This is a genomic window from Sporomusa intestinalis (assembly GCF_055383785.1).
Genome location: NZ_AP042390.1, coordinates 2,542,513 through 2,565,810, shown reverse-complemented (window position 1 = coordinate 2,565,810; position 23,298 = coordinate 2,542,513). Strand labels below are relative to the sequence as shown.

Annotated in this window: 22 protein-coding genes; 1 reads left to right on the top strand and 21 read right to left on the bottom strand. The window is 48.5% G+C overall.

Going from position 1 to position 23,298, the window contains the following annotated elements; all coding sequences use genetic code 11:
* Positions 1 to 21: 21 nt before the first annotated feature.
* From ACZ481_RS11990 to ACZ481_RS11905, 18 genes are all read right to left on the bottom strand, one after another.
* On the bottom strand, positions 22 to 261 hold the full coding sequence (locus tag ACZ481_RS11990; RefSeq protein WP_464770363.1) for a ferritin family protein: 240 nt from the start codon (positions 259 to 261) through the stop codon (positions 22 to 24).
* A 59-nt stretch (positions 262 to 320) separates the two neighbouring features.
* Positions 321 to 503 carry a hypothetical protein gene (locus tag ACZ481_RS11985; RefSeq protein ID WP_464770362.1) on the bottom strand — a complete coding sequence of 61 codons (183 nt, stop codon included), beginning with the start codon at positions 501 to 503 and terminating at the stop codon, positions 321 to 323.
* A gap of 581 nt (positions 504 to 1,084) precedes the next feature.
* Positions 1,085 to 2,452: a VanW family protein gene (locus tag ACZ481_RS11980; RefSeq protein ID WP_464770361.1), complete on the bottom strand. Its 1,368-nt coding sequence runs from the start codon at positions 2,450 to 2,452 to the stop codon at positions 1,085 to 1,087.
* A 132-nt stretch (positions 2,453 to 2,584) separates the two neighbouring features.
* A complete protein-coding gene (locus tag ACZ481_RS11975; protein WP_464770360.1) occupies positions 2,585 to 3,385 on the bottom strand; it encodes a PRC-barrel domain-containing protein in 801 nt (266 codons plus the stop codon).
* A gap of 24 nt (positions 3,386 to 3,409) precedes the next feature.
* Complete coding sequence (locus ACZ481_RS11970; RefSeq protein ID WP_464770359.1) at positions 3,410 to 4,636, bottom strand: tetratricopeptide repeat protein; 1,227 nt, start codon at positions 4,634 to 4,636, stop codon at positions 3,410 to 3,412.
* A 126-nt stretch (positions 4,637 to 4,762) separates the two neighbouring features.
* Complete coding sequence (locus ACZ481_RS11965) at positions 4,763 to 6,004, bottom strand: methionine gamma-lyase family protein (protein WP_464770358.1); 1,242 nt, start codon at positions 6,002 to 6,004, stop codon at positions 4,763 to 4,765.
* A 3-nt stretch (positions 6,005 to 6,007) separates the two neighbouring features.
* A complete protein-coding gene (gene hflX, locus ACZ481_RS11960; protein WP_464770357.1) occupies positions 6,008 to 7,801 on the bottom strand; it encodes a GTPase HflX in 1,794 nt (597 codons plus the stop codon).
* 480 nt (positions 7,802 to 8,281) lie between these two features.
* Entirely contained in the window at positions 8,282 to 8,689 is a 408-nt protein-coding gene (locus ACZ481_RS11955; protein ID WP_464770356.1) for a hypothetical protein, read from the bottom strand.
* Positions 8,690 to 9,284: 595 nt separating this feature from the next.
* A complete protein-coding gene (locus ACZ481_RS11950) occupies positions 9,285 to 10,190 on the bottom strand; it encodes a glycyl-radical enzyme activating protein (protein WP_464770355.1) in 906 nt (301 codons plus the stop codon).
* Entirely contained in the window at positions 10,177 to 12,546 is a 2,370-nt protein-coding gene (locus ACZ481_RS11945; RefSeq protein WP_464770354.1) for a glycyl radical protein, read from the bottom strand. The genes ACZ481_RS11950 and ACZ481_RS11945 overlap by 14 nt, the downstream gene beginning before the upstream one ends.
* 92 nt (positions 12,547 to 12,638) lie before the next feature.
* Positions 12,639 to 13,304, bottom strand: coding sequence for a GntR family transcriptional regulator (locus tag ACZ481_RS11940; protein WP_464770353.1), 666 nt, complete (start codon positions 13,302 to 13,304; stop codon positions 12,639 to 12,641).
* Positions 13,305 to 13,572: 268 nt separating this feature from the next.
* Positions 13,573 to 13,797 (bottom strand): hypothetical protein, encoded by a 225-nt coding sequence (locus ACZ481_RS11935; RefSeq protein ID WP_464770352.1) that lies wholly within the window; start codon positions 13,795 to 13,797, stop codon positions 13,573 to 13,575.
* Positions 13,794 to 14,381, bottom strand: coding sequence for a UbiA prenyltransferase family protein (locus ACZ481_RS11930; protein WP_464770351.1), 588 nt, complete (start codon positions 14,379 to 14,381; stop codon positions 13,794 to 13,796). The genes ACZ481_RS11935 and ACZ481_RS11930 overlap by 4 nt, the downstream gene beginning before the upstream one ends.
* Positions 14,362 to 14,964, bottom strand: a complete 603-nt coding sequence (locus tag ACZ481_RS11925) for a GTPase domain-containing protein (RefSeq protein WP_464770350.1) — start codon at positions 14,962 to 14,964, stop codon at positions 14,362 to 14,364. The genes ACZ481_RS11930 and ACZ481_RS11925 overlap by 20 nt, the downstream gene beginning before the upstream one ends.
* Entirely contained in the window at positions 14,964 to 15,920 is a 957-nt protein-coding gene (gene spoVK, locus ACZ481_RS11920) for a stage V sporulation protein K (protein ID WP_464770349.1), read from the bottom strand. The genes ACZ481_RS11925 and spoVK overlap by 1 nt, the downstream gene beginning before the upstream one ends.
* Before the next feature lie 105 nt (positions 15,921 to 16,025).
* Positions 16,026 to 16,547, bottom strand: a complete 522-nt coding sequence (locus ACZ481_RS11915; protein WP_464770348.1) for a hypothetical protein — start codon at positions 16,545 to 16,547, stop codon at positions 16,026 to 16,028.
* A 248-nt stretch (positions 16,548 to 16,795) separates the two neighbouring features.
* Positions 16,796 to 17,869, bottom strand: a complete 1,074-nt coding sequence (locus ACZ481_RS11910; RefSeq protein WP_464770347.1) for a S1C family serine protease — start codon at positions 17,867 to 17,869, stop codon at positions 16,796 to 16,798.
* A gap of 461 nt (positions 17,870 to 18,330) precedes the next feature.
* Positions 18,331 to 18,921, bottom strand: a complete 591-nt coding sequence (locus tag ACZ481_RS11905) for a tyrosine-type recombinase/integrase (RefSeq protein ID WP_464770346.1) — start codon at positions 18,919 to 18,921, stop codon at positions 18,331 to 18,333.
* Positions 18,922 to 19,278: 357 nt separating this feature from the next.
* On the opposite strand from ACZ481_RS11905, the gene ACZ481_RS11900 reads away from it, so the two are divergent.
* Complete coding sequence (locus ACZ481_RS11900) at positions 19,279 to 20,241, top strand: hypothetical protein (protein ID WP_464770345.1); 963 nt, start codon at positions 19,279 to 19,281, stop codon at positions 20,239 to 20,241.
* A gap of 66 nt (positions 20,242 to 20,307) precedes the next feature.
* Here the strand turns inward: ACZ481_RS11900 and ACZ481_RS11895 are convergent, their stop codons facing one another.
* Genes ACZ481_RS11895 through ACZ481_RS11885 form a run of 3 tightly spaced genes read right to left on the bottom strand, consistent with a single transcriptional unit; the run spans position 20,308 to position 23,261 of the window.
* Positions 20,308 to 21,513: an ABC transporter substrate-binding protein gene (locus ACZ481_RS11895; RefSeq protein WP_464770344.1), complete on the bottom strand. Its 1,206-nt coding sequence runs from the start codon at positions 21,511 to 21,513 to the stop codon at positions 20,308 to 20,310.
* 24 nt (positions 21,514 to 21,537) lie between these two features.
* Positions 21,538 to 22,548 (bottom strand): ATP-binding cassette domain-containing protein, encoded by a 1,011-nt coding sequence (locus ACZ481_RS11890; RefSeq protein ID WP_464770343.1) that lies wholly within the window; start codon positions 22,546 to 22,548, stop codon positions 21,538 to 21,540.
* A 26-nt stretch (positions 22,549 to 22,574) separates the two neighbouring features.
* The gene (locus ACZ481_RS11885; protein WP_464770342.1) at positions 22,575 to 23,261 is read right to left on the bottom strand and encodes a GTP-binding protein; all 687 of its coding nucleotides are present in this window, start codon (positions 23,259 to 23,261) and stop codon (positions 22,575 to 22,577) included.
* Between the last annotated feature and the right edge of the window lie 37 nt (positions 23,262 to 23,298).

The following is a 23,298-nucleotide window of genomic DNA, read 5'->3' as shown; positions in this document are numbered from 1 at the left end:
AATCACCTCATACAAGAATTATTATTGATATTGATGCTGCGACACACCGGCTTTGCCAGTTAGCTGCTTCAAGCGGTCAGCATGGCGGCGTTTATTCTGGGACATATCAAATAACAGGTTCTTAAGCTCGGGGTCCTGGCAATAATCGGCATATAAGCTATACTTAGCCAAAGCCAGATTCTCCATTTCTAATGCTTCTTCTAAGTAGCCTCTTTCTTTTCCGGTAAGTTTCTGCGAGTAATTGCTGCCATAGTAAGCCAAATTCCGTCACCTCCGTAAATATACTTATGATAATATATCTATCTTACTTATTTACCGGCTTAGCTGGGAAAAATCATATCTTCATGGATATCATACTGGGTTTTTAAAGAATTTTGTTGTTTATCCGCATCGGCAGAGGAGGAAAGGTCTGTGGAAATCTCATAATTATAGTTTTCTTTATGATCCTGTTCGGGGTTATTTTTCCCAGCTTTCTCTTGGGCAAACAGACCAAATACATTCATATCATAACACCACCATATTTTCTGTATTGCTTACGCCACCGTGACAGGTTTAGTATTATATTTATAATAATCACTTATACAAACTCGACTCTAAATTGTGCTGTAAATAGTCTGTAAATATTTACCTTGACTTGCGATTATATCGCAACCAAACCGCAATATTGCGATTAACCCCAAATCAGATATTTTTACAATTAATTCCATAACTGAGATGACCGAGATGAATAAGTAACTAAACCTTACATAACCGCAATCAGGCTGCAACCATGAGCGTTCCTGCAAATCGCCGATTTCCTGTGCGGAACAGTGCAAGCAAAAACATTAGCCCCCGGGGCACCAGCGTACTGTCGTCCTTCAAAGACATGTCCATTTTGCTCCTCCCTCAACTCAAATTAACATAATAGATATTATCGGACATAAAAATTAGTTATTATTACATTCATTCCAATATGTATAATCTATTATTATATTAATATTATTTGTTTCTGCTGTATTTAATTTGTGAAATAATCAAAAGGAGCTCATAATGTAAGCTCCTTTTGATCCGATATCCGAGAATATTAATTTAAAATAAATTAGTGCTATTTTTTTTGCTCCTCATTGGGAGAAATTTTTGTGCCGACACGGATTACTTTATCGACAGCTTGAAATTCATCGGCAGCCAAAAATTCCCGGTCAATGATTTTGCCATTGACTTTTTTTATCCGGTAGGTTGACACCAGAAACCCCTTTTGGCCCTCGACATCAATAATCTCTTTCCCCAGCTCCAGACCAGGATCTTGCTTGATAAGAGTATTCGGCTCCAATACCCTTTTATCAGTGGCGATTACCGCAATCTGGGGGGGATTAGCCAATTGCTTGCCAAAGATATTAATAACAAGTTGATTGCCGTCAACTTCACCGATAATATAAATATTATGCAGCGTCGTATTCTTAAACCTGAAATCCAGTTGGTTATCGGCCACAGTCGCATCTTGGCCAAGCGGTACATAACCGGGCGGACGGAAGTGGGCGGTTCGCTCTTCAATCGCTAAGTCGGCTAGCAAAACCGCATTATACAGTGTGCTGCTCACCTGACAAACACCACCACCCCAGTCAGGCACTAACATACCGTTAAGATACACCGGGGCTTCCTTATAGCCAAATTTAGCCAGCCGCAAGCCGACAATATCATTAAAAGAAAACACTTCCCCGGTTCTAACCAGGATATCATTAACACTCTTTGCTGCCAACAATACATTTTGGGTCCGGTTCTGGTCCCGGGGATCAAATTGAGTGGTATAAGAGGCAATCAGCCCGTCGATATGCGCCAAGTCGCTGCTGACCACAGCCGGCATAAGCTCATCTACCGCGACATTAACCGTAAAGGTAAGGTGAGTGTTAAGTCCGGCAGTTGTTGCCGCGATAGTCTTATCCAGATCTACCTTGCGGCCAACTACCTCCGGCACAATGCCAATACGGGCCGTGGTCCTGCCCGTGCCCGGTTTAAGCTTGGCATTCTCCGGCTGACGTTCGATCTGCTTAGCAATACGCAGCAATTGACTATAGATTTTATCATAATTATAGTCTACTGTTAACGGCAGGCGATAGCCTTGATTGACTGCCAGATATCGTTCTGTTATCCGCTCAATGAGATTGCCGCTTCTACCGACAGCATAGGCTTGCCTGGCCAGTTCACCGGCCTGGATACTCAGTTCAATATCCTGGGCAGTAATACGCCACTGCCTGTTGTCATACATTACTGTTACTGCTGCTGCGGCGGCGGTTCGCTCGGTAAAGGCCCTGGCGATTTTCTGTTCGGCTTCCCGGACCGATAAGCCGCCAACATCTATATCACCAACCCGGACACCCTGATAAATCTTGTTTGTAACCATAAAGGCCGAGTTAGCTGCCAGCATACTGATAAAGCTAAACAGCAGGATGATTATTAGGAACAATATAATATTCACATTTCGTGTTGTTGCCGTTTGCACAGAGCACACTTAGTCCTTTCTTATAAGTGCCAGTATACACAAAGCAAACCTTAATACCGCAATAAGGTAAACCCCCGCTGGAATAGCGGGGATTACTTCCTGTCTGGCTTATTGAATATTCATGGAGAGTTCAACAAATTTACCGGCAAGCTTAGCTTTTTGCAATACCTCTTCCGTAATTTCTCCCCCCTGATCAACAATGATCATGCCGTTATCAGTCTCAATACGGCGGGCAGCTTTCTTGCCTAACAAAAATTTACGATGTTTATCATCAAATTTTTTAGCGGAATCGTCAACCGCGGGTTCCTGCTCTTTGGTCTCCACCACACTGGCAGCCGCCAGTGTTTCTGTCAGCTCCGCCATAACTACCGGCACTGGTTCAGTCTGAGCGGCAGGCGCTTCTTTGGCGGGAGCTACGGGAGCTGCAGGCGTAACAGCAGCGGCCGGGTCAGTTTCAGCAATGATTATTACCTCTTTGCCAAAGGTAACAACCCTGTCAGCCGGCAAAGGAACCACTGCACCGTCAGCGGTCTCCAGCTCACAGGTAACAATCTTACCAGCGTCGTCAATGATAAATTCATTGATTTTTCCTTGCATGCGGCCGCCTTTAGTGAGAACTTTAGTCCCGATAACCTTAATACCGGCCTCTAGTAATTTTTCCAGCTCCGGTTTATCTTTTACAGTCAGAATATCTTCACTGTTATTAACGGTAACGGCATACTCACCCAAGCCGGCAATCGCCGTAAAAGGCAGTAATTTAGCGCCTAAATACCATTTGCCATCATCAATAACCACTGCCGCGACGGAACCATTCATATAATTAACGAGCAGTTCTTTAACATGGCCAAATTCTTTACCTTCAGTAATACTTATAACCGGTTGTCCTACAATTTCTGCACTTTTTTTCATCTTATACCCTCCATATTCGACTACTTAGATATTGGCTACATGCCGCCACTCCCTGAATTCCTCATCAATTTCTGTAACTATATGTTGCGGAATTTCTAAAAACGCAATAGCTCCCAACTGATGCTGCACTAAAATATTCTTAATAATACGCAGATAAGCGATTGTGCTGATAAATTCCTGTTCCAGCATTTCATCCCCTCTGGTTTGGCAGAGTTGGCGACCTTCGACAAAAACTTTAATCGCTTCATCATAATATCCTTTATTTTTCAGGAGATTGCCCACTTCAACAACCAAAAAAGGAGCGGCCTCACTATCCGGGTATAAAGCCAACGCCTGGCTAAAGGCCATTAACGCCGCCTCATAATTATGTTGTTCTTTATTATAAAAAGCATAATCCAATAAATCCTCCAGTTGCACCGCGGCAGGCTTATCTCCTTTGACCTCTTTTTCATTAAACCAGATCGAGTTCCCGGACTCCTGCACTGTAACACCTGCCTGTTCCATTAATGATATACATTGTGTCTGTTCCTGCTTGTCACCGGTTATTGCCGGTTCTTCCACTGCCGGCTCTTCCATTGCCGGTTCTTCCACTGCCGGCTCTTCCATTGCCGGTTCTTCCACTGCCGGCTCTTCCATTGCCGGTTCTTCCACTGCCGGCTCTTCCATTGCCGGTTCTTCCACTGCCGGCTCTTCCACTGCCGGCTCTTCCACTGCCGGCTCTTCCATTGCCGGCTCTTCCTCTGCCGGCTCTTCTGCTGCCGGCTCTTCCACTGCCGGTTCTTCTGCTGCCGGCTCTTCCACTGCCGGTTCTTCTGCTGCCGGCTCTTCTGCTGCCGGCTCTTCCTCTATTCTAGGTTCACTAATACTGAAAGAATAACCCTGTTCAGTCTGCTGTCTGTTTTTACAGGCAGTTTCATTCAGCAAACTGCCTGTAACTTCCATTTGCTCCATTACCTCAGACTGGGTTAGACAACAGGCACTCTCCCTGTCATCAGTGGCAGCGGCGTCTTCATAATGGGCCACAAAATAAGCAAAAACAACGGCAAAAACAGCTAAAAAAGCCAGAGTCCCTGGCAATCCGGCAAAACCGACAACAAACTTGGGTAAAACCAGGCTGATAAACATAGCGCAGGCGGCACACAACAATAATGATTTTAACTGCAGTTCCAGCCCCAATAAGCTATTGGCCAGTTTATACACAAGCAGGGTTGCGATAAGTATAGCCAGTAAACTGGCAATTATATATTCCACTCCAACCACCAAAAAAACAAATTTTCAACTTACATAATTCTGATTTTAACTATTCTACCTATTCTACGCTTTTTTGTTTTTTCCTGTCATATAAGCAGCAGCAATTAAGAAATATGCAAAGAAATGTTATATTTCGGCAACAGCGCTGGCAGCCCCCAATATGCCAAGCAAAGCATGTTCAAAGGTTAAACCGCCCTGCACATAAACAATATAGGGCGGCCGCAGCGGGCCGTCGGCACTCAGCTCAATGGATGACCCCTGGACGAAAGTCCCCCCGGCCATAATCACCTGATCCGTATATCCCGGCACGTTTCCCGGCACAGGCCGCACATGGGCATCAACCGGAGAATATTGCTGCAGCCCCTGACAAAAGGCAACCATTTTTTCCGGTGAACCTAATTCAATGGTTTGTATAATATCACTGCGCAGCTCCTCCGGCCGGGGCAGCGTCTTATAGCCAAGCAAACTAAAAATCAGGCCGGCAAATATTGCCCCTTTTAAGGCTTGATTTACCACATGGGGCGCTAAAAACAGCCCCTGATAAAACAAACGGCTATCGGCAAGTGTTGCCCCCAGTTCGCCTCCTAGCCCCGGGGCGGTTAATCGCCGGGCCGCCATATCCACCAGGGCCGCTTTACCGGCAATATAGCCGCCGGCCGGGGCCAAACCGCCGCCAGGATTCTTGATCAGTGATCCGGCCATGATATCGGCACCAACACTTGTCGGTTCAGCGGTCTCCACAAATTCGCCGTAGCAGTTGTCGACAAAACAGATACAATCAGGCTTGCAGCTTTTAATCGCGGCACATACGGCCCGGATTGCTTCAATACTGAGCGGTTTGCGCAGGCTATAGCCCCGTGAGCGCTGAATAAGGGCGACCCTGGTATTAGGCCCAATGCAGCCGGCGATAGCCCCTATGTCCACACCGGCCTCCGTCATGGGCAGCTCCCGGTAGCCGATGCCGCACTCTGTCAGTGAGCCGGGGGTTTGCACAGTATGACCGATGACCGTTTGCATCGTATCATAGGGAGCGCCGGTAACCGCCAGCAGCTCCTCACCGGGACGCAGCAACCCGAACAGGGCGCAGGCCAAGGCGTGAGTTCCCGATACAAACTGAGTCCGTACCAGCGCCTTTTCCGCACCGCACAATTCAGCCCATACAGCCTCCAGCCGTTCTCGGCCGGTATCGCCATAGCCATAACCGGTCGTTGTCCGGAAAAGATATTCCGAGATTTGATGATTGCGAAAAGCGGTAAGCACGCTGGCAGTATTTTGTTCTGCTATAGCGTCAAGCGCGGCAAACAATGGCAACGCCTGTTCGAGAGCCTTACCTTTCAAAGCCATAATATTTTCGGGGAAAAGAGCCATGAATCATTCATCTCCTGCAACATATTTTTGATAGCGCGCCAACTGCTCCGGCGTTAAGGAAACTAAAATGCTAATCCCCTCAGGCTTATACTCAATGTTGTTAACCACAGCACCATCATATAGCTTAGATATAAACCCGCTGTCGTCATAAGGAACCAATAACACCGCATCGACAACAACCGTACGCAAGTGATCCTCAATCCGATCAAGCAGTTTATCCAGATTTGCTCCGGTAACCGCCGATACGGCAATACTTCCCGGCTGCCGCAGCATACGCTCCTGCACAGGCAGACTGTCTATCCTGTCAATCTTATTAAATACCGTAATTACCGGCTTGGTATCTGCCCCCAACTCCCGCAGTACCTGGTAGACGGCCTCGCTTTGCTGTTCATGCTGCGGATGGCTGGCGTCAATGATATGCAGTAATAAATCAGCCTGCAAAACCTCCTCCAGCGTCCCGCGAAAAGCCGCAACCAACTGATGGGGCAGCTTCTGAATAAACCCTACCGTATCTGTCAGTAAAAACTCCCTGCCGCTGGCCAGTGTAGCTCGCCGCGTGGTTGGATCCAGAGTGGCAAAAAGTTTATCTTCCGCCAAAACATCAGCAGCGGTAAGTTTATTCAGCAAGGTGGATTTACCGGCATTAGTATAGCCGACTAATGCCGCCGTGGGTATTCTCGCGGCCTGCCGGCGCTCACGCTGCAGCTGACGGTGTTTTTTCAGATACTCAATTTCTTGTTCAATCTCGCTTATCCTGGACCGGATCCGCCGCCGGTCCACCTCCAGCTTGGTCTCACCAGGCCCTCTGGTGCCAATCCCCCCGCCTAAACGTGACAATACCAGTCCCTGGCCGCCTAACCGGGGGAGGTTATATTTTAACTGCGCTAATTCGACCTGTAATTTCCCTTCATGGGAACGGGCCCGCTGAGCAAATATATCCAATATCAACGCCGGTCTGTCAATCACTTTAATCCCCAGTACCTGCTCCAGATTGCGCTGCTGGGCGGGGGAAAGCTCGTCATCGAAAATAATTACATTGGCATTAAGCTCCTGGCGAATCAGATTAATCTCCTGAACCTTGCCCCGCCCGATAAAGAAGGCCGGATCAGGACGGCTCCGTTTCTGCCGCACCGCCCCGGCAATCTCTGCTCCGGCAGTTTCGGCTAACTGGGCTAATTCGCGCAGGGAATCGTCCACATCCCAGCCGCTTTGACGCTCGACCCCGACCAGGAGCGCGTTTTCAGGCTGATCTGCATTGGACCGTATATCTTTACTCTCCAACTGACGCTCAATCTGATTCGTCAGATAACCCAGATCAAGCTCAATAAAATCAGCTAAGGACAAGGGCCCGACTGTGCCGACACTGTAACTGTCTGCCGTATGCCCGGAAATAAAGCCAAAACTAATCTCTTCAATCCCTGTCCTTACCCCCATTGCCGCCATGATGTCAAAACGCATTGCTTTGAGAGACGACAAATCCACATTGCTTAACCGGCTGTCGCCCCCCGGATGGGTATGAAGACAGCGAATGCCGCTTAAACGGTTAAGGGCCCGCCGGCCATCAGTTTCCGGCAGTGAGACAGTCCGGGTATCACCAACAGCCACCAGGACGACACTGCCCCGGCGGTTAATATAAACGGCGATCTCCCTGTTCAGCACACCGGTTAGCGCCGCCATGCCTTCAGCCAGCTCCTTGGTAACAGTTTGGCCAAAGGGGACTGTGAACTCATATAATTGCTTCAACTCATCGAGAATATTTTTTTTGATGCCGGTTGTTTCTCCATATACCTCAGGCAAGCATGAAACACCCCTAACGTTAGTATTATTACATACTCTACAATATTTTGGTTATGAAGCCGCTACATCCCTGCGCTTGCTTCATCTGACCTCCTATTTCGCACTTTTCCGCTTTTATATGTGAATTACACATAATATTATACCAGTTTCTTAGCATAAAATCCCACCTTTTATATCGCCCCCTGGGCAGAGTGAGGGGTCAGGCCTTACTGTTTACACTTATATTTATCATAAGTGTAAGACAGTAAAGCCTGACCCCAAAAACCTAATCCCTATTTCTCCCCATGGGCTATCACCTTAACCCCCGTAAAGCTTCCCAAGACTGAGAGAGCTTTTGAGAAGGTTAAACAGCTTCCAGTAAAAGTAGAAGGCTACTTCACTGCAAAACCTAAAAATCTATAGATGCTATTTTTTTAATTTTTTCAAGTAATTTTTTCAAGTGACTTTTAAAAATTAAAGGGAGATATTATATATAAGACTTCATTCCCCTTCTTCTTTTAAGTTACAAACGACTTCCGGATTGTTGTTTTTCTCTTTTGCCAATCCTAATAAGGCGAGAGCCATTGTACTTTTCCAATTAATTGACGCAACTAAAACGCAAATCCGGTACTGGCTATTTCCACGCAAAACATCAATCCAGTTTGGAATAGAGAGGCTAGATGATACCAAATTAATAATTAGATCTTTAAAAGAAGAAACTCCATAAAATAGCGAATAAGTTATGTCAATTGCGAGTATGCCTTTAGAGCATTTCTGAATTTCCAGAAATACTGTGTTTGCAATCTCCTCAACTTGTTCATTTATGTTTTGAATTTCATTATCTCCTATTGTCCCTTGCCAAACGGCATCAATAAAATCGACATAATACTGCGCATTAGTTCTTTCCATAAAATACTCCTTTCATCCCTTATTCAAGCTTAAGTTTGCTGGGTTATCAGTGATTATATTCCGGCCAGTAAAGAGTAATTAAGACAATAAATAGAAATATACGACCTCTTTATCATACAGGCATGTTTACAGAAAAACTCAATATAATTAATAACGCCTATAAGCATTCTATATTATAGTATTCATAATCATGCATCCGTGACACAGGAGTTGGTTCGCCAAACATCGAATGATCAAAAGAATACAAAAAGCTTACAGCAGTTTTATAAATAAGGAGTGATCAAATGGACACTGCCGTGTCTGTGCTTAATGAATGGTTAAACCTCTACCTCTCATTATATAGACGCCCGAATGTGTTTATTTTTTTAGCAGTCATTCCTGCGCTTATTGCCTGCTGCAAAGGAAGAAGCTTTAAATTATGGTGGATTTATGGGGTTCTATTGTTTCCCCTGGCCCTAATTCATTCGCTGCTGTTGAAACCAACAGAAAACTATCCCCTGGACTAGCATCATGAGGGGTCATCATGAGGGGTCAGGCCTTACTATTTACACTAATGATAAAATATTAGTGTAAATAGTAAGGCCTGACCCCGAAACTAATTAAAATCTACAATATTGAGCCCATAGGCAGAGATTATTTTTTTCAGGTCGGCAATGGCTGCTGCCGCCGGCGTTGTGAACGTCTGGCCCGGGAGCCCAAGCGCAGTGTATTTCGCCTCACCGTAATCATGGTAAGGCAGCAGTTCTACCCCTGTAACCTGTGTTTTGCTCTTTAGAAACGCACACAGGCTGCTGATGTTTTGCGCATTGGCATTCACTTCGCCAAGCAGAGGAACACGCACAATGGTCTGGGGGTGTTCCTGGGATATCAGCGCGATATTGTCTAAAATCTTGCGATTACTGACTCCGGTCATTTGTTTATGCCATTCATCATCCATATGTTTGCTGTCCACAAAAACGCAGTCTAATAGCGGGAAAATATCTTTTACCTGCTCCCAGTCAAAATAACCGCTGGTCTCAACCGCCGTATCAATGCCAAGTCCGTGGCACGCGGCTGCCAGCTGCCGCAAAAATTCAGGCTGGGCAAAGGGTTCGCCACCGGAGAAAGTGACCCCGCCCCCCGACTCCCGGTAAAAAATAGCATCTCTTTTGATTACTTGTAAGACATCGGCAACCGTCACGGCAGCGCCAATCAGCCTGCGGGCCCCTGTTGGACAACCTTCACTGCACCTGGCACAGCCACAGCAGCGCTCGCGCGCAAAGTGACTGACCGTTGCGGTTATGGTAATTGCCCTCTGGCCGCAGGCGGATACACAACGGTTGCAACCGGTGCACTTCTCAGGAAAAAACAGCATTTCCGGCTTCCGGTTCCAGGATTCGGGATTCGCGCACCATTTACAGCGCAGCGGACAGCCTTTTAAAAAAACCGTACTTCGTACCCCCTCGCCGTCATGAACCGACCAGCGCTGGATCTGGAATATATGCCCCCTACATTGCTTCATAGGTGGTTCTTTCAATAATCGCATTCTGGGCTTCCCGGGACAGATTGACGAATTGAGTGCTATAGCCGGCTACTCTCACAAGCAGATCCTTATATTCCTCCGGCTGGGCCTGGGCTTTTTTCAGAATCTCGGTGGAAATCACATTAAACTGAACATGAAAAGCCCCCAGGGCAAAATAGGCCCGGATGATAGCAGCCAGGTTGTTCAGGCTTCTTTCGGTTTGCAGTAATGCAGGCGCCAGCTTGATATTCAGCAAAGTACCGCCCGAATGTACATCATGATTAATCTTGGCCACAGAACGCATGGCGGCGGTGGGACTTGTCAAATCAGTGCCCGCATGGGGGGAAACACCTTCGGTCAACGGGGTTTTTGCCTTTCTGCCGTCCGGAGTCGCGCCAATCACGCTCCCGGCCGGGATATAGTTGGAGATTCCCATGAATGCCGAATTAAACGGTGCTCCGAAATAGTCTTTATAGGCCCGGACCTCTCGATAGTAAAAATCACTTATTTCTACGGCAATTGCATCAACATAGTCATCATCATTGCCATACTTCGGGCAGGCAAGCGCCGCTTGCCTCAGTTCCTCATACCCTTCCCAGTTGGCGTCTAAAGCTCTATTCATTTCTGTTAACGTATATTTTTGGTCCTCAAATACCAGTTTCTTTATCGCCGCCAGTGAGTTGGCCGCGTCAGCCACTCCGATACCGGTAAGAACCGGCCCCAGATTATATTTGGCGCCGCCTTGGCTAAGGTCTTTTCCCTTGTCCATACAGCCGTCCACAAGCAGGGAGATGTACGGTCTGGGCACCATTTCCGCATGAATTTGCTGGGCTGTAACCGAGCCGATCACCGCGTGCTTTATCAGATAAGCCAGCTGCTTAAAAAAGGCCGCTTTCACTTCTTCATAACGCCTGAGCTCAGCAGCAGGCACTGCCGGCAGGCCCATTTCCTTGCCGGTAAGCCGGCTTTTTCCTTGGTTTAAAGCATATTCCATGGCCGCCGCCAGATTAATGTTAACTGCCGATGTCCACTTGCCGACTTTTCTGAAATGGGGCACTACGCAGCCACAGTTGCTCCAGTCACGCGCATCTTCAGGCGACAGCCCTTCCGCCAGCAGCATGGCCGAGCCAACCCGGTCATTGTGAATGGCGGGAAAGCCCGTGCCGGCCCGGACCAGCCTGCACACTGCCAATAAAAACTCTTGCGGGCTGTCCGGGTGAATCCGCACACTCAGGCCCGGCTGATGGGTTTTTACGTTTTCCGTGGCTTTAAGGCACATATAAGAAAGGTCATTGGTTGCATCCCGGCCGTCTCGTGTTCTGCCGCCTATGGTCAGATTTTGAAAGGAGTTGTAACCGGCAAAAAACCTGGCCGTATTGCTGGAAATAGCCCATACCCATTCCGAAAGCTTCAGCCACAGGGCTTCAATCAGTTCCTGCGCGGCGTCCGCAGTGACAGTACCGGCCTTGCTATCGCCGGCGTAATAGGGATACATGTACTGATCAAACCTGCCCAGATTCAAGGCCAGCGAGTTTTCCGACAAAACCGACCCCAGCTGGGTGAACCATACGGTCTGTACGGCTTCATAAAAAGTGGCCGGGGGATGTTCCGGTACTTTCCGGCAAATCCTTGCAATCTCCAGTAATTCTGCTTTGCGGCGGACGTCCACTTCCGTCCGGGCCATCTCAGCCGCTTGTGCCGCATAACGCCGGGCCAGGATAATAATGCCCTCGCACACCAGGACTGCCGCCTTATAGAAATCAATCTTGGCCAGCGCTTCGGCCGAAACCGGCTCCAGTCCTTGCAGCTTGGCCAGCGCCTCTTGTTGTAGCCCGCCAAAGCCTTTTTTAAAAATGATATCTTGATAATCAGCCGTGATTTCGCCGACGGCGTTGCGCCATTTGGAATCATTGTCAATAATGCCGGTGTCAATCAAAATTCCGGCCGTCTCCGGATTAATGCGCGCCAGAAAGTTTTCCTCCAGCGACCGGCCCCGCCAATAGGGAAAAATCTTCGCCCGCAAAACCGTCTTGGCTTCTTCGTCAATACAGTAGGGGTCCTGCTCCCGGCTGGCAAACGAATCCATTTCCTGCTCAACCCATTGCCATGAGTATTCCGGGCAAATAACACCAGTCTTCAGAAACTCGCCGACAGAGCCAACAATAAGCTCACCGGCAAAAATGGTGGCGGGAATGCTCTTGCATACCGCCTGAAATGCTTTCGCCCGCCGGATAATAACAGCCTCGCCTTCTGTATCCTGATGGGATGATGTGAAAGCGACCGCCCGGTGAATACTGATAGATGGCTTAGCATCAATATACGACTTTTTTAACTCCTCAATGCGCTTGCTAGGCATATCTGTCCCTCCCGTTTTTTATTATCACTATGCCGGCCCTTGTATTAATTTCGATTTTCGAATGTATACAAAATATAAATTGCTGCAATTTGTCACTTGCGCAGGTATTCTGCCAAACTCTTGCTCGCATCGGCCATATGCTGGCGCAATACTTGCTGGGCCTCCTGAATATCGCCTTGCGCGCAGGCGTTTAGCAGCGCGCGGTGTTCTGCCTGCGATTTTGTCTGGTAATGCATTGTTGATAAATATAAGCACATATAGCGTTCCACATTGTTATGAAGGTTTTGAATCAGTGCCAGCAGCTGCGGCCGGCTGGCAGGCCGGTACAGGGTTTGATGAAACTGCCAGTTCAGCTCGCTCCACCGCTTACACCGGGTCTCAGCATCCGCTTTTTGCAAAATAGCCGCCGCCGCTGCCAAATCCGCCCCGGTCAGACTGGGAATCGCCAGTTCCAGCGCCCCTGCTTCCAAAAAGATCCGGATATCAAAGATCTCCTGCGCTTCTGCCGCCGATAATTCACTGACTACCGCCCCGCGGTTGGGATAAAAACGCACCAGGCCCTCCCCTTCCAGGCTTTTCAGGGCTTCCCGCAGAGCGCTCATACTTACGCCGAATTTGGCCGCTAATTCCTCCTGCTTGAGTTGAACGCCCCCGCTAAGTTCGCCGGAAACAATGGCTTCGCGCAGGCTGTCGGTGATCATGCCAGGCAAGGTTCGGTAGGCGTTTTTTGTCTTACTGGGAAAATGATAATGTTTCATGCTTTTACTATATCGCTTTTTATCAGGGTTGTAAATTAAATTTTCGAATATATATTGTATACATGGATTTCTAGATCATCCATAAGCTGTGCAGATACCCGAGTGAAATCCGAATTATTAAAAGCAGCTATCCGGCGGTATAACACCGGAAGGCTGCTTTGGTTAAGCGTGTGAATCTGGATGACGAACATAGGTAATATGACCGGTTAATGAACTCCTGCCATAAAGTTAAGGAAGATTTTCATTATGCTTGCCTGCCACGACAATTTCACCTTTCTTTTTCGTAATGCACAATTTTTTTCCCATCGGCCATTGTCTTCAGCCAATATTCCTGACAAAGTACGCATTGCCCCTGCTCCAGCGACTGCTGGCGCAGAGTAAGCGGCACAGCCGCTTCCGCTTCCAGATAGCCGGCCGCCCGGCCCCGGCGTTTTCCCCAAATATACCCCACCAGGAACGCCAGCAGCATACTTACTGTAATATATATTATCATGACCGCACCCGCTCATAGCCCAGGGACCCCAGATAAACCAGCGTACTCCCAAAGACCACAGGCAAAAACAGCTCTTCATTGGCGCCCCAGGCAGCCACAATACAGATGGCCCCCGCCACCATACACTCTAAACCGCCAAAGCGCTTAGCCAGATTGCGCTGCCCGGCTATCTGGTCGCTATGAATGTCCAGGCAATCATCAAATAATTGGACAGCCAAGACAAAACTAAAGGCAAAAAACATGTTATTCCAGCCAAACAGTACCATGCCGGCGAGCAGAGCAAGCAATGACTCCTGGAAGCCGGTTAACCGGCTGGGTAATGTTGTCCGCATGCTGTTAAACATGCCAATCACATAACTGGCAAGAAATAAAGATAAACTTAACGGGGTATTAATGCCTGCCGCCAAAGCCAGTAAAAACATGGCATACAGCATCGTTCCCCGGCCCAGCCTGTCGGCCCAGTTCGCTTTGCCGGCGATGGCATCAAACTCTCTGTCCAGATAATCGTCAGCAAGTTTAACAGCCGCCGCACAAAATACTACCGCCGCCGCGATGGAAAAAAAATCAAATATTTCTTGCCACATAGGCCTTCACCTCTCTAAAGCCCTGGTTGTATAAGGCGGAAATGGGAATCACCGTCGCCTTGGGGAACGCCGCTGCCAGCCGTGGCAGATTCTCTTTGGCACAGCCAAGGTCAACCTTGTTACCCAGCATAATATAGGCGTTGCGGGCAACACCATAATAATAAAACTCATAATCAATGCTGGCCTGGGTCCCCGGCTCGCGTCTAATATTAGTCAGGTCCACCAGGTGCAGAATAAAATCCGCCGACCGCAGCAGCCCAATGGTCTGGGCCATGCCTTTTCTGATTGCCTCATCAGCATGTATTTGCTCACTAATGCCGCAGGTATCGGTAAGTTTAAAATTTACCGTTGATTTGCCGATAGGCATATTCAGGACCATCGACTGGAGGGAGCGAGTTTTATGTAAATCAATTCCGCACAGTTGCCGCTTGGCTTCCTCCAGTGAGAAATGGCGGCAAGTCATCAGCCCGTCATAGGTCCGGAAGGTCATATCAATGCTCTTGACACCCAGATATCTGGCAAAATTTAGAGCAAACAGGGTTTTACCCGAGTTAGGCCGCCCAATAATTACGCATTCCCGCATTATTCTCCCCCCATTAAGTCGCACGGTTCGATAACCATCAGTTCCTCCCTGGTTGTAGAATGCTTGCGGACTAGGCGCACCGCTTGCCGCCTGATAGCCTTTTCAATGATATTTCTTACCGTCCGGGCATTGCCAAAATTGTCATCACTGCTGTGAGCAGGCGGATTTAATAAATTCAGCAAGGCAAGTTTAGCCTGATTATTCAGCATGTACTGGCGTTTGGCACAAAGCTGCTCCGAAATCTGCAGCAGTTCTTCTTTGCTGTAATCAGGAAAATCAATATGTATGGGAAACCGTGACCGCAGGCCGGGATTGGTCTCGAGAAACTTTTCCATTTCTTTTTGGTAGCCTGCCAGGATTAATACCAGTTCATCTTTATGATCTTCCATAACCTTTACCATACAATCAATGGCTTCTTTCCCGAAGTCTTTTTCGCCCCCTCTGGCCAGTGAATACGCTTCATCGATAAACAGGATGCCGCCATAGGCCTTTTTCAACTGCTCGCGGGTTTTTTGCGCCGTATGGCCGATATACTCGCCAACTAAATCAGCCCGTTCCACTTCAATAAGATGGCCCCGGGACAAAACACCCATCTCGCGGAATACCTTGCCCATGATTCTCGCAACAGTGGTCTTGCCTGTACCAGGGTTGCCCCTGAATATCATATGCAGTACCAGCGGCTCTGTGTTCAGGTGTTCTTTTTCCCGCCGTTTTTGAATTTCAATAAATGCGTATATTTCCCGTACCAGCACCTTGACTTCACTAAGGCCGACCAGGTTATCCATTTCGCGCAGGACGTTCTCGATACGCTGTTCCACAGTGGATTGCAGGCCGGTTGCATCGCGCTTCCCCGTTGCCGCATTATCTATTTCCCGCAGTTTTTTAAACCCTTCTAACGGAGACATTTTTCCTGATTCAATTGCCCGTAACACATCTTCAGGCCATGGGTAAGCCATAATCTCACCTCATCTGCAGGCTTTGTGATATATATTATACGCAAACCGGCGGAAAGGGTGCTTACACCGGATCCTAAATCAAATAAAAGCTGAGAAAGCAGTTCATTACTGTTCTCTGAAATCACGGGGCAGTTTGATCGCCCCGTTGCCTGGCCTGGTTTTTCCTAATTCATAAGCCAGGCAGCGTACCGGTTTCCCGTCTTTATATCTGCCGTTGCCGTTGATAAAATCACGGTCAAAGTGGTCGCAACGGTTTGCTTTTTTGTAGCGGCAGGCCTGGCAGTCAGGTGTGGGAGCCACAATGCCTTTACGGGCGGCGGCAAGGAACAGTTTGGCCTGTAACAGGCTGTCCAAATACTCTTTGACCAGCCTGGTTACCCCATTGGTCTGCAAACCATTTAATTTTTGCAGATTTCTAATCACCTTGTCGAGCTCGATTTCATAAGGCAGGGTATCGGGTATCTGGTTTAGCAGCACGGCATCATCAGTCAGAGTTTTCAGTTTTTGTTTGGCCTGCAGGGGATTTGAGCCCAGGTAAATGGATTTGTTCTTAGGGAGCTTGGTAACCGGGTTATATATGCTGTCCTTGAGATAAAATGTTCCGTTCTTCCGGATCTCAATATGCATTGCCTCACCTCCAAAGCAGACAAGCCGGTAGACTCACAATACACGCGTGAGTCTACCGGCTTGTCGTTCACGTATACTCACAAATCTACTATGAGTATATTTTACCATCCTCTTTATCAACGCACAAGCATAGCCTGGCAGCACTTCACAAAACCGGTGTTAAAGCCTCCATCCGGGCGTCGGATGGAGGCTTTTATTAAGGCTGGTACTTATATTTTCACAGTGACCTTACTGTTCAGACTGCAGTGTTAATTCGGCATTTCTTTTACTACCGGGTTAGCAGTCAGGGTTTTACCATTGCGGAGAATGACAATTTCCACCTTGCTGCCTATCGCGATGCTGTCCAAGGCCATTCTTAAATCAGCGATGCCATTAATAGCGGTTCCATTGACCTTGACAATTACATCGCCTTCCTGCATATCAGCCAGATAGGCCGGTCCGTTCTTTTCCACCCGGGTAATATATACCCCCTCGTCAACCGGCGGCCGGTAGCCGGAGCGCAGCGCCGCATCCCGGTCCAGTACGCCAATGCCCAGGTACGCCCGGGCAATCTTACCATTCTCAACCAGGGACTGCAAAATCGGACGGGCCGAGTTAATCGGGATAGAAAAGCCCATCCCTTCGACCCCGGCCGAGGCAATCTTGGCACTGTTGATGCCGATTACCTGACCGTCGGCATTGACCAGGGCCCCGCCGGAATTGCCAGGGTTAATGGCCGCATCGGTCTGGATCAGCTTAAAACGCCGGTCGCCGACCTCAATGGTCCGGTTTAAAGCGCTGATTACGCCCACAGTGACACTGCCGCGGAATTCCATCCCTAAGGGATTGCCTATGGCTATTGCCGGTTCACCGACCATGATAGCGTCAGAATCACCAAACGTCACTGCCGGCAGGTCGGCCGCCTCTACTTTTACCACCGCCAAATCGGTCGCCTGGTCCATGCCAATTACCTTACCGCTCAAGGTCCGGCCGTCAGGCAGGGAAACGGTAATGTCCTGGGCCCCCTCAACAACATGGTAGTTTGTTGCAATATACCCGGCCGCGTCAAAAATCACCCCGGAGCCGGCGCCGCGTTCCACAAGCACCTTTTGATCAAAATTATCCCGCATATAGGCTTTATTGGTGATGCCGACAACCGCCGGACCGACAGTTTTGACCGCATTCACGACATAGGTGTTGCGCTCGGCCGACGGGGCCGCGCTATTGGCAACAGGCGGCACCAGATTCGGTAGCGGCGAGGCCTTTGCGTAATGCAACAGGGGCAAAACCCCCATCGACACACCCAGAACAAAAATCGAAAATCGTTGCAGCCATTTATTCACATGATCAGCCTCCCTTGTTCAGTCTTCAATGGAATCCAGCGCTAACGGAGTAATCCCCTCCTGCCGCGATAGGGTGTTTAAAACAGGCGTATTAATATAGCATTATACAGCCAAATTGTGACAAGCCTATGACAAAACCGGGTACTTATCTTCATTTTCCACATTTTTTCATTCATTCCGGAAACAATAAAGCCGGAGGTGAGCTTATGAAAAATACTGGTGAAACCAGCGGTAAAGATGGCCAGGGAGCCGGCAAAGCAGCCGGTTTTATCAAGCCGGAAAAAGATGCGAAAAAAGGCAAAAACAAATAACTGCGCCGCTGCCCCCTGCCAGACGTTAACCTGCACCATCAGCCTGCTGATGGTGCGCTTTTTTTATCCTGATAGCAAGGTTAACTTTCCCTGGATAAGGGCAACATCGGCTTCCGCTTGCACCAAGGCTCGGCGCAAGCCGTGTTTTCTTTACAAATTAACACTTAAATACACCGCGTTCAGCTGCTCCTGCGTGATGCCGATATAACGCCGCAAATCCCGCGGGGACGAATGATTCAGCAAATCCATCAGCAGCAAAACATCGGTGCCTTGCTCCCAGGCAAAATAAGCAAAGCTTTTGCGCATGGAATGGCTGCCGAAATTGCCCGGAATATTGCACATCCTGGCCGCTTCGGTAATAAGCTGATTGGCGTAAGAGCGGCCGATGGCCTTAAGGGTTCCCCGCTCTCCCCCCTTGCCCTTATTGCTGGGAAACAGCGGTTCAGCCTCATGGTGCAGGCTATAAAACCGGATCACGGTTTGAATTTCCGCCCGGAGCTTGTCCGAAAGGGGAAACTCTTTGGTCTTACCGGTTTTTTGCTCTTTCAGGCTGATGCGGTTGACTATCGAGCCATCGGGCCTGCGGACATCACCGACCGTTAACGCCAGCAGGTCGGAAATCCGCAACGCCGAATTCACACCAATCCAAAACCAAAGCCCATGCTTAAGCGCCTTGCCCCGCAGATACAGACGCACTGCTTCAATATCTTTTTTGCTCCGAAATGGTTCAACAAATTTCACGCAGCGGTTCCCCTTTACCCAACTATTATGTGAGATTATAGCCTGATCTCCCCTTTCTGTCAAGCCCGGAAAAGTACGCAAAAAGACCGGCAAAGCCTTATAATCCAAGGATTATAAGGCTTTTTACAAAATCTCACAAAATATCATTATGTGAGATTTTTGCTTTTAACCAACGTTTTCCATAGTTAACTTCAATCTTACATTATTTATTCAGTTAACTTTTAGTTAACTTAATAAATATAACAGTTAACTCATTTTTAATTTTATAAAAAAGTTAACTTATTTAATATATAGATGACAAAATGTACAAAAAGCGATAAAATATGTATATAAATTAAGAGTAAGGGGTATAGGCAGATGAATAGTCAGGACCAGGCAAGCGAGAATTCTCTGGAAAAAGGGAAGCAGCTTACTTACGGCGGCAAGGTCGACGAACAGTTAATGACGATGCTCAAAGAGGCGCAAAAAACGGCAGGTATTAAAAAATTCTCCGATTTTATGAATGATATGCTCAAGATTTACAGCGAGAATAAACAGGTTGTCGAGCCGCCGCAAATGCAGGTGATGAAAAAAGCGGTGTGCGAAATCATGACCACTACCGAAAGCCTCCTGCAGGCAATGCAGATTATCGAAAATGATAAATTTAAGGCAATTGCCGAGTATCGCCAAAGAGCCCAGGCGACAGAAGAATATACGCAACAGCTTGAGGCCAAACTAGCCGAACTGGAAAAAAGTCTCGCTACAGCCAAACGCGAACTGATTAAAGCCCAGTCGGAGACGGCAGCCTGCCATGCAGAATTACTGCGCGAGGCCGAAAGCCGCAAAGGCTTGGCAGGAATGATTGCCAGCGTACAGCATATGGCGACCGAGGCCGCTGCCTTAAAGAAAAAAGCCGAGGAAGAGTGTACGCAGGCATTAGCGCTCGCGGCCGAGGCCGGCAGCAAAACCACCGTGCTCGAAACGACCAATGCCGGCCTGCTCACCCGACTGACCGCCGCCGAAGCAGAAGCAAAACGCTGTCAGGCAGAACTTGTTGCCGAAAAAAGCAGCACCCAGTCGCTGCAGGACCAACTCACCCGGGAAACCATCGTCCGCAACCGGCTGGAGGAGCGGCTCCAGGTAATTGAGCCTTTACAGCAGCTTGCCAATCAAAAAATCGATTCCCTGCAGGCGGAAATTGCCAGCCTGCGCGGCGCTGAACAAGCCCTTTCCCAGCACACAAGCCAGCTGGAGGCGCAATTACAGGCTTGCACTACTAAACTGCAAGCGCAGCAGCCAAAAGCAGAGCCTTATCCGAATGTCCCCCCTGCCGGGAAATAAGAACAATGCCTGCAAACGGCAAAGGCCCCGGTGCGATCGCAGCACCGGGGCCTTTGCCGTTTGCAATTATTTCTTTTGGGCCTGCACAAACTTCGCATTTACCGCTTCTGCCAGCCTCTCCATATCATGCTGTTTGATAAAATCCCAGCCCAGCCACTTGAAGCCGGCATTGTCAGGCAAACCAGCCATCCCGGCAGGGTGCACAGAAGGAAAAAACGCCGCTCCGCAAATCCGGGCGATATGCGGCCCTGTCAAAAACTCCGCCAGTTCCTTATACAATGCCATTTTATCCGCTTTCACCAGTACAGACACCGGAAAGGCCAGGGCGCCGTCGCTTGGCCAAACTGTCTTAATATGAGCACGGTCAGCAAGCGTGTTGGCAAAAAAATAAGGCATAATATGAATTGGCGGAATATCGGCCTGATTGCTTTTTAACGCTTTTACCATTTGCGCCGGATGCAGGCCGTATTTTACAGACCGCGCCAGGGCTGCCAACCCGGACTCACCGTATTCCTTATAATAATTCAACTGGACAATATCGCAAAAAATTTCATTATGGCCACGAATAGCTATTTTTTTCTCATACATGGGCTGCAACAAATCACACCAGCTGTTTGGCACAGGCAAATCGCCAAGCCGCTGCTGATCCACCACCATGACCAGCACATTTACCGCAATTACCGTGAAATGTCCTTCTTTGTCCAGCAAGCCGGCTTGCTCCAGCCGGGGATCAATATTCGCATAGCCGATCCGGGCGAACACGCCGTTCCGCACAAAGCGTTCCATAAACAGCGGGTTAAAAAAACTATAACCGGCTGTCAGCAGAATATCAGGCAGTTCGTCGGGGTCTTCAAAGTATTTAATATACTCATCATAATTAACCATATTGGTGGAAAAAGCTTCCGAGCAATAATCCAGCCTGACCTCCCCGGCTTGCCGCAAGCCCTCGATAAAACAGCTTAATTCCGCTTCCAGCGGCACCTTGAGCGGACAGGGCAGCAAAGCAACCAGGTTGAGGCGGCCGGCCTTTGCTGCCCCGGTTGCCAGCCGGCGGTATAAACCGGCCTCGGCAATGTGTTCTTCCAACAGTTTAATAAAGGCTTCCGCGTTAATTGCTTTAGTTTTTAAAGCTGTTTTCAGTTTCAGGACAGGCCCCAGTTGCTGCAATACGTCATCATCGGCAAACTGAGGAAAACCATTACGGATAAACACAGCCCGGGTTGCCGGATAGGTTTCAATCAGTTCACCAATAGTTACATCGCAAAGTTCCAAAACAGATTTCCTCCTCCTGGTTAATTACGTAATTACAGCCGGAATTTCATTAATAAATTCGCCCTGGCGCAATAATTCCCTGATGACAGCCAGCTGACGGTCCATCTGTTCCAGCCGGGCCAGGTTCTTTCTTTCTGCCGGTGTTGTTGCGATAATCTGGCTGATACCCCCGTTTTTTATTACCAGCCGTTTATCTCCCATTAACGCCAGGATCGGATCATGGGTAGCCATAAGCACAATCTTCTCTTTGTCAACAAGCAGCTGCAAGGCTTGCTTACGGTCAATCCCGGCGTTCTCAATCTCGTCAATCAGGATGATCGGCGATGCGCTTAAGTAGGCTGTATCAGCAATCATAAGCGCCCGGGACTGGCCTCCGCTCAGTGAAGTAACAGGTGTGTCCGGCTGAAAAGGTTCACCTGCCAGTCCGTTGGCCTTATCAATGATATGCTGGATAATGTCCCGGTCCTGTTCAACCATTCTGCTCTCGGCATGCATGCCGACAAACTCACAGACTGTCAGATCCATGATGAAATTCATGTTTTGCGACAGCTGCGCCACCAGCTTATGTTCAACCGCAAATCTTCTGGTCAAATCCGGCACTTGTCCATTAAGCAGAATTTGGCGTTTTGTCGGCGTATCCCGCTGCGCTACCCATTCGATATCGGCCAGCAGCCTGCTTTTACCCGAACCGGTTGGACCAACGATACAGATTATTTCACCGGCCCGGATCGTTAAATCAAAGTTTTCCTGGTTACCGTTTTTATCAACGCCACCACAAATGGTTACCGTTTCGATCGCTTTTTCTTTCGTTTTCAATTTTTCCATTTGCACCATAAAGGCGTTAAACTGCGTTTTGAGTTCCTCATAGCCGACTCCCGCATCCTGGAGCTGTTCCTCCGTGAGGTTCGCAAAATACGCTTGCACCGTCTGACCGCCATCCCCTTTTCCCGCCGGCAAAGCCGCAAAGAAATCAAGTGCATGGGGATAATCACGCAATAGCTGCCGCATAGATAAAGCCGCTAACTTGTCCCACATAACCATCCGCCTTTCTGCACATTGCTTTACAACAAATCCATCTTGCGCACATTGCCCATTTGAAAATCCACACCCACGCGCGTTTGCCCCAGACAGTAGGAGCAAACGGCAGCAGGCATAGAAAAGCGCAGGCTGCAACCGCTAAGCGAATCCCATTGGGCTGCCGTTTTAAATAAACGGCTCACCTCCTGTGCGCCCTGACCGGTAATACCGTTAACATAAACAATAGCTGCGCCCGGATTGGCCTGCTTGACGCGGAAGGCAAATACCTCCCGCTCCGCCTGCGAAACAATATCGCCTTTGGTGATTACGACAATATCGGCCAATTTAAGCATAGGGCCAATTTTACGGGGCGTATTGACACCGCTAAGATTATCGATAATACACACGGCCATTACGCCGCGGATATGAGGCGAACAGCGATTGCACAAACCGGCACTTTCGGTTATCAACATATCCAGGTTCAGCTTTTTCCCCCACTCCAGGCAATCCTGGATATTTGTCACAAAAAAATGATCAGGGCATAAGTTGCCCGATAAGCCGGTCCTGACAAGAATATTGTTTTTTTCATATAGTTTCTGATCCTCGGCTGAGAGACAATCAAATTTGATCACACCGGTTTTTACCCCGTCCCCCTGCAAGGCTTTAATAATATTAAGAATCACTGATGTTTTGCCGGCCGAAGGCGGTCCGGCCACTGTGATTAGCTGCATACTAATTCCTATCTCCCATCAACTAAACTAACTGCAA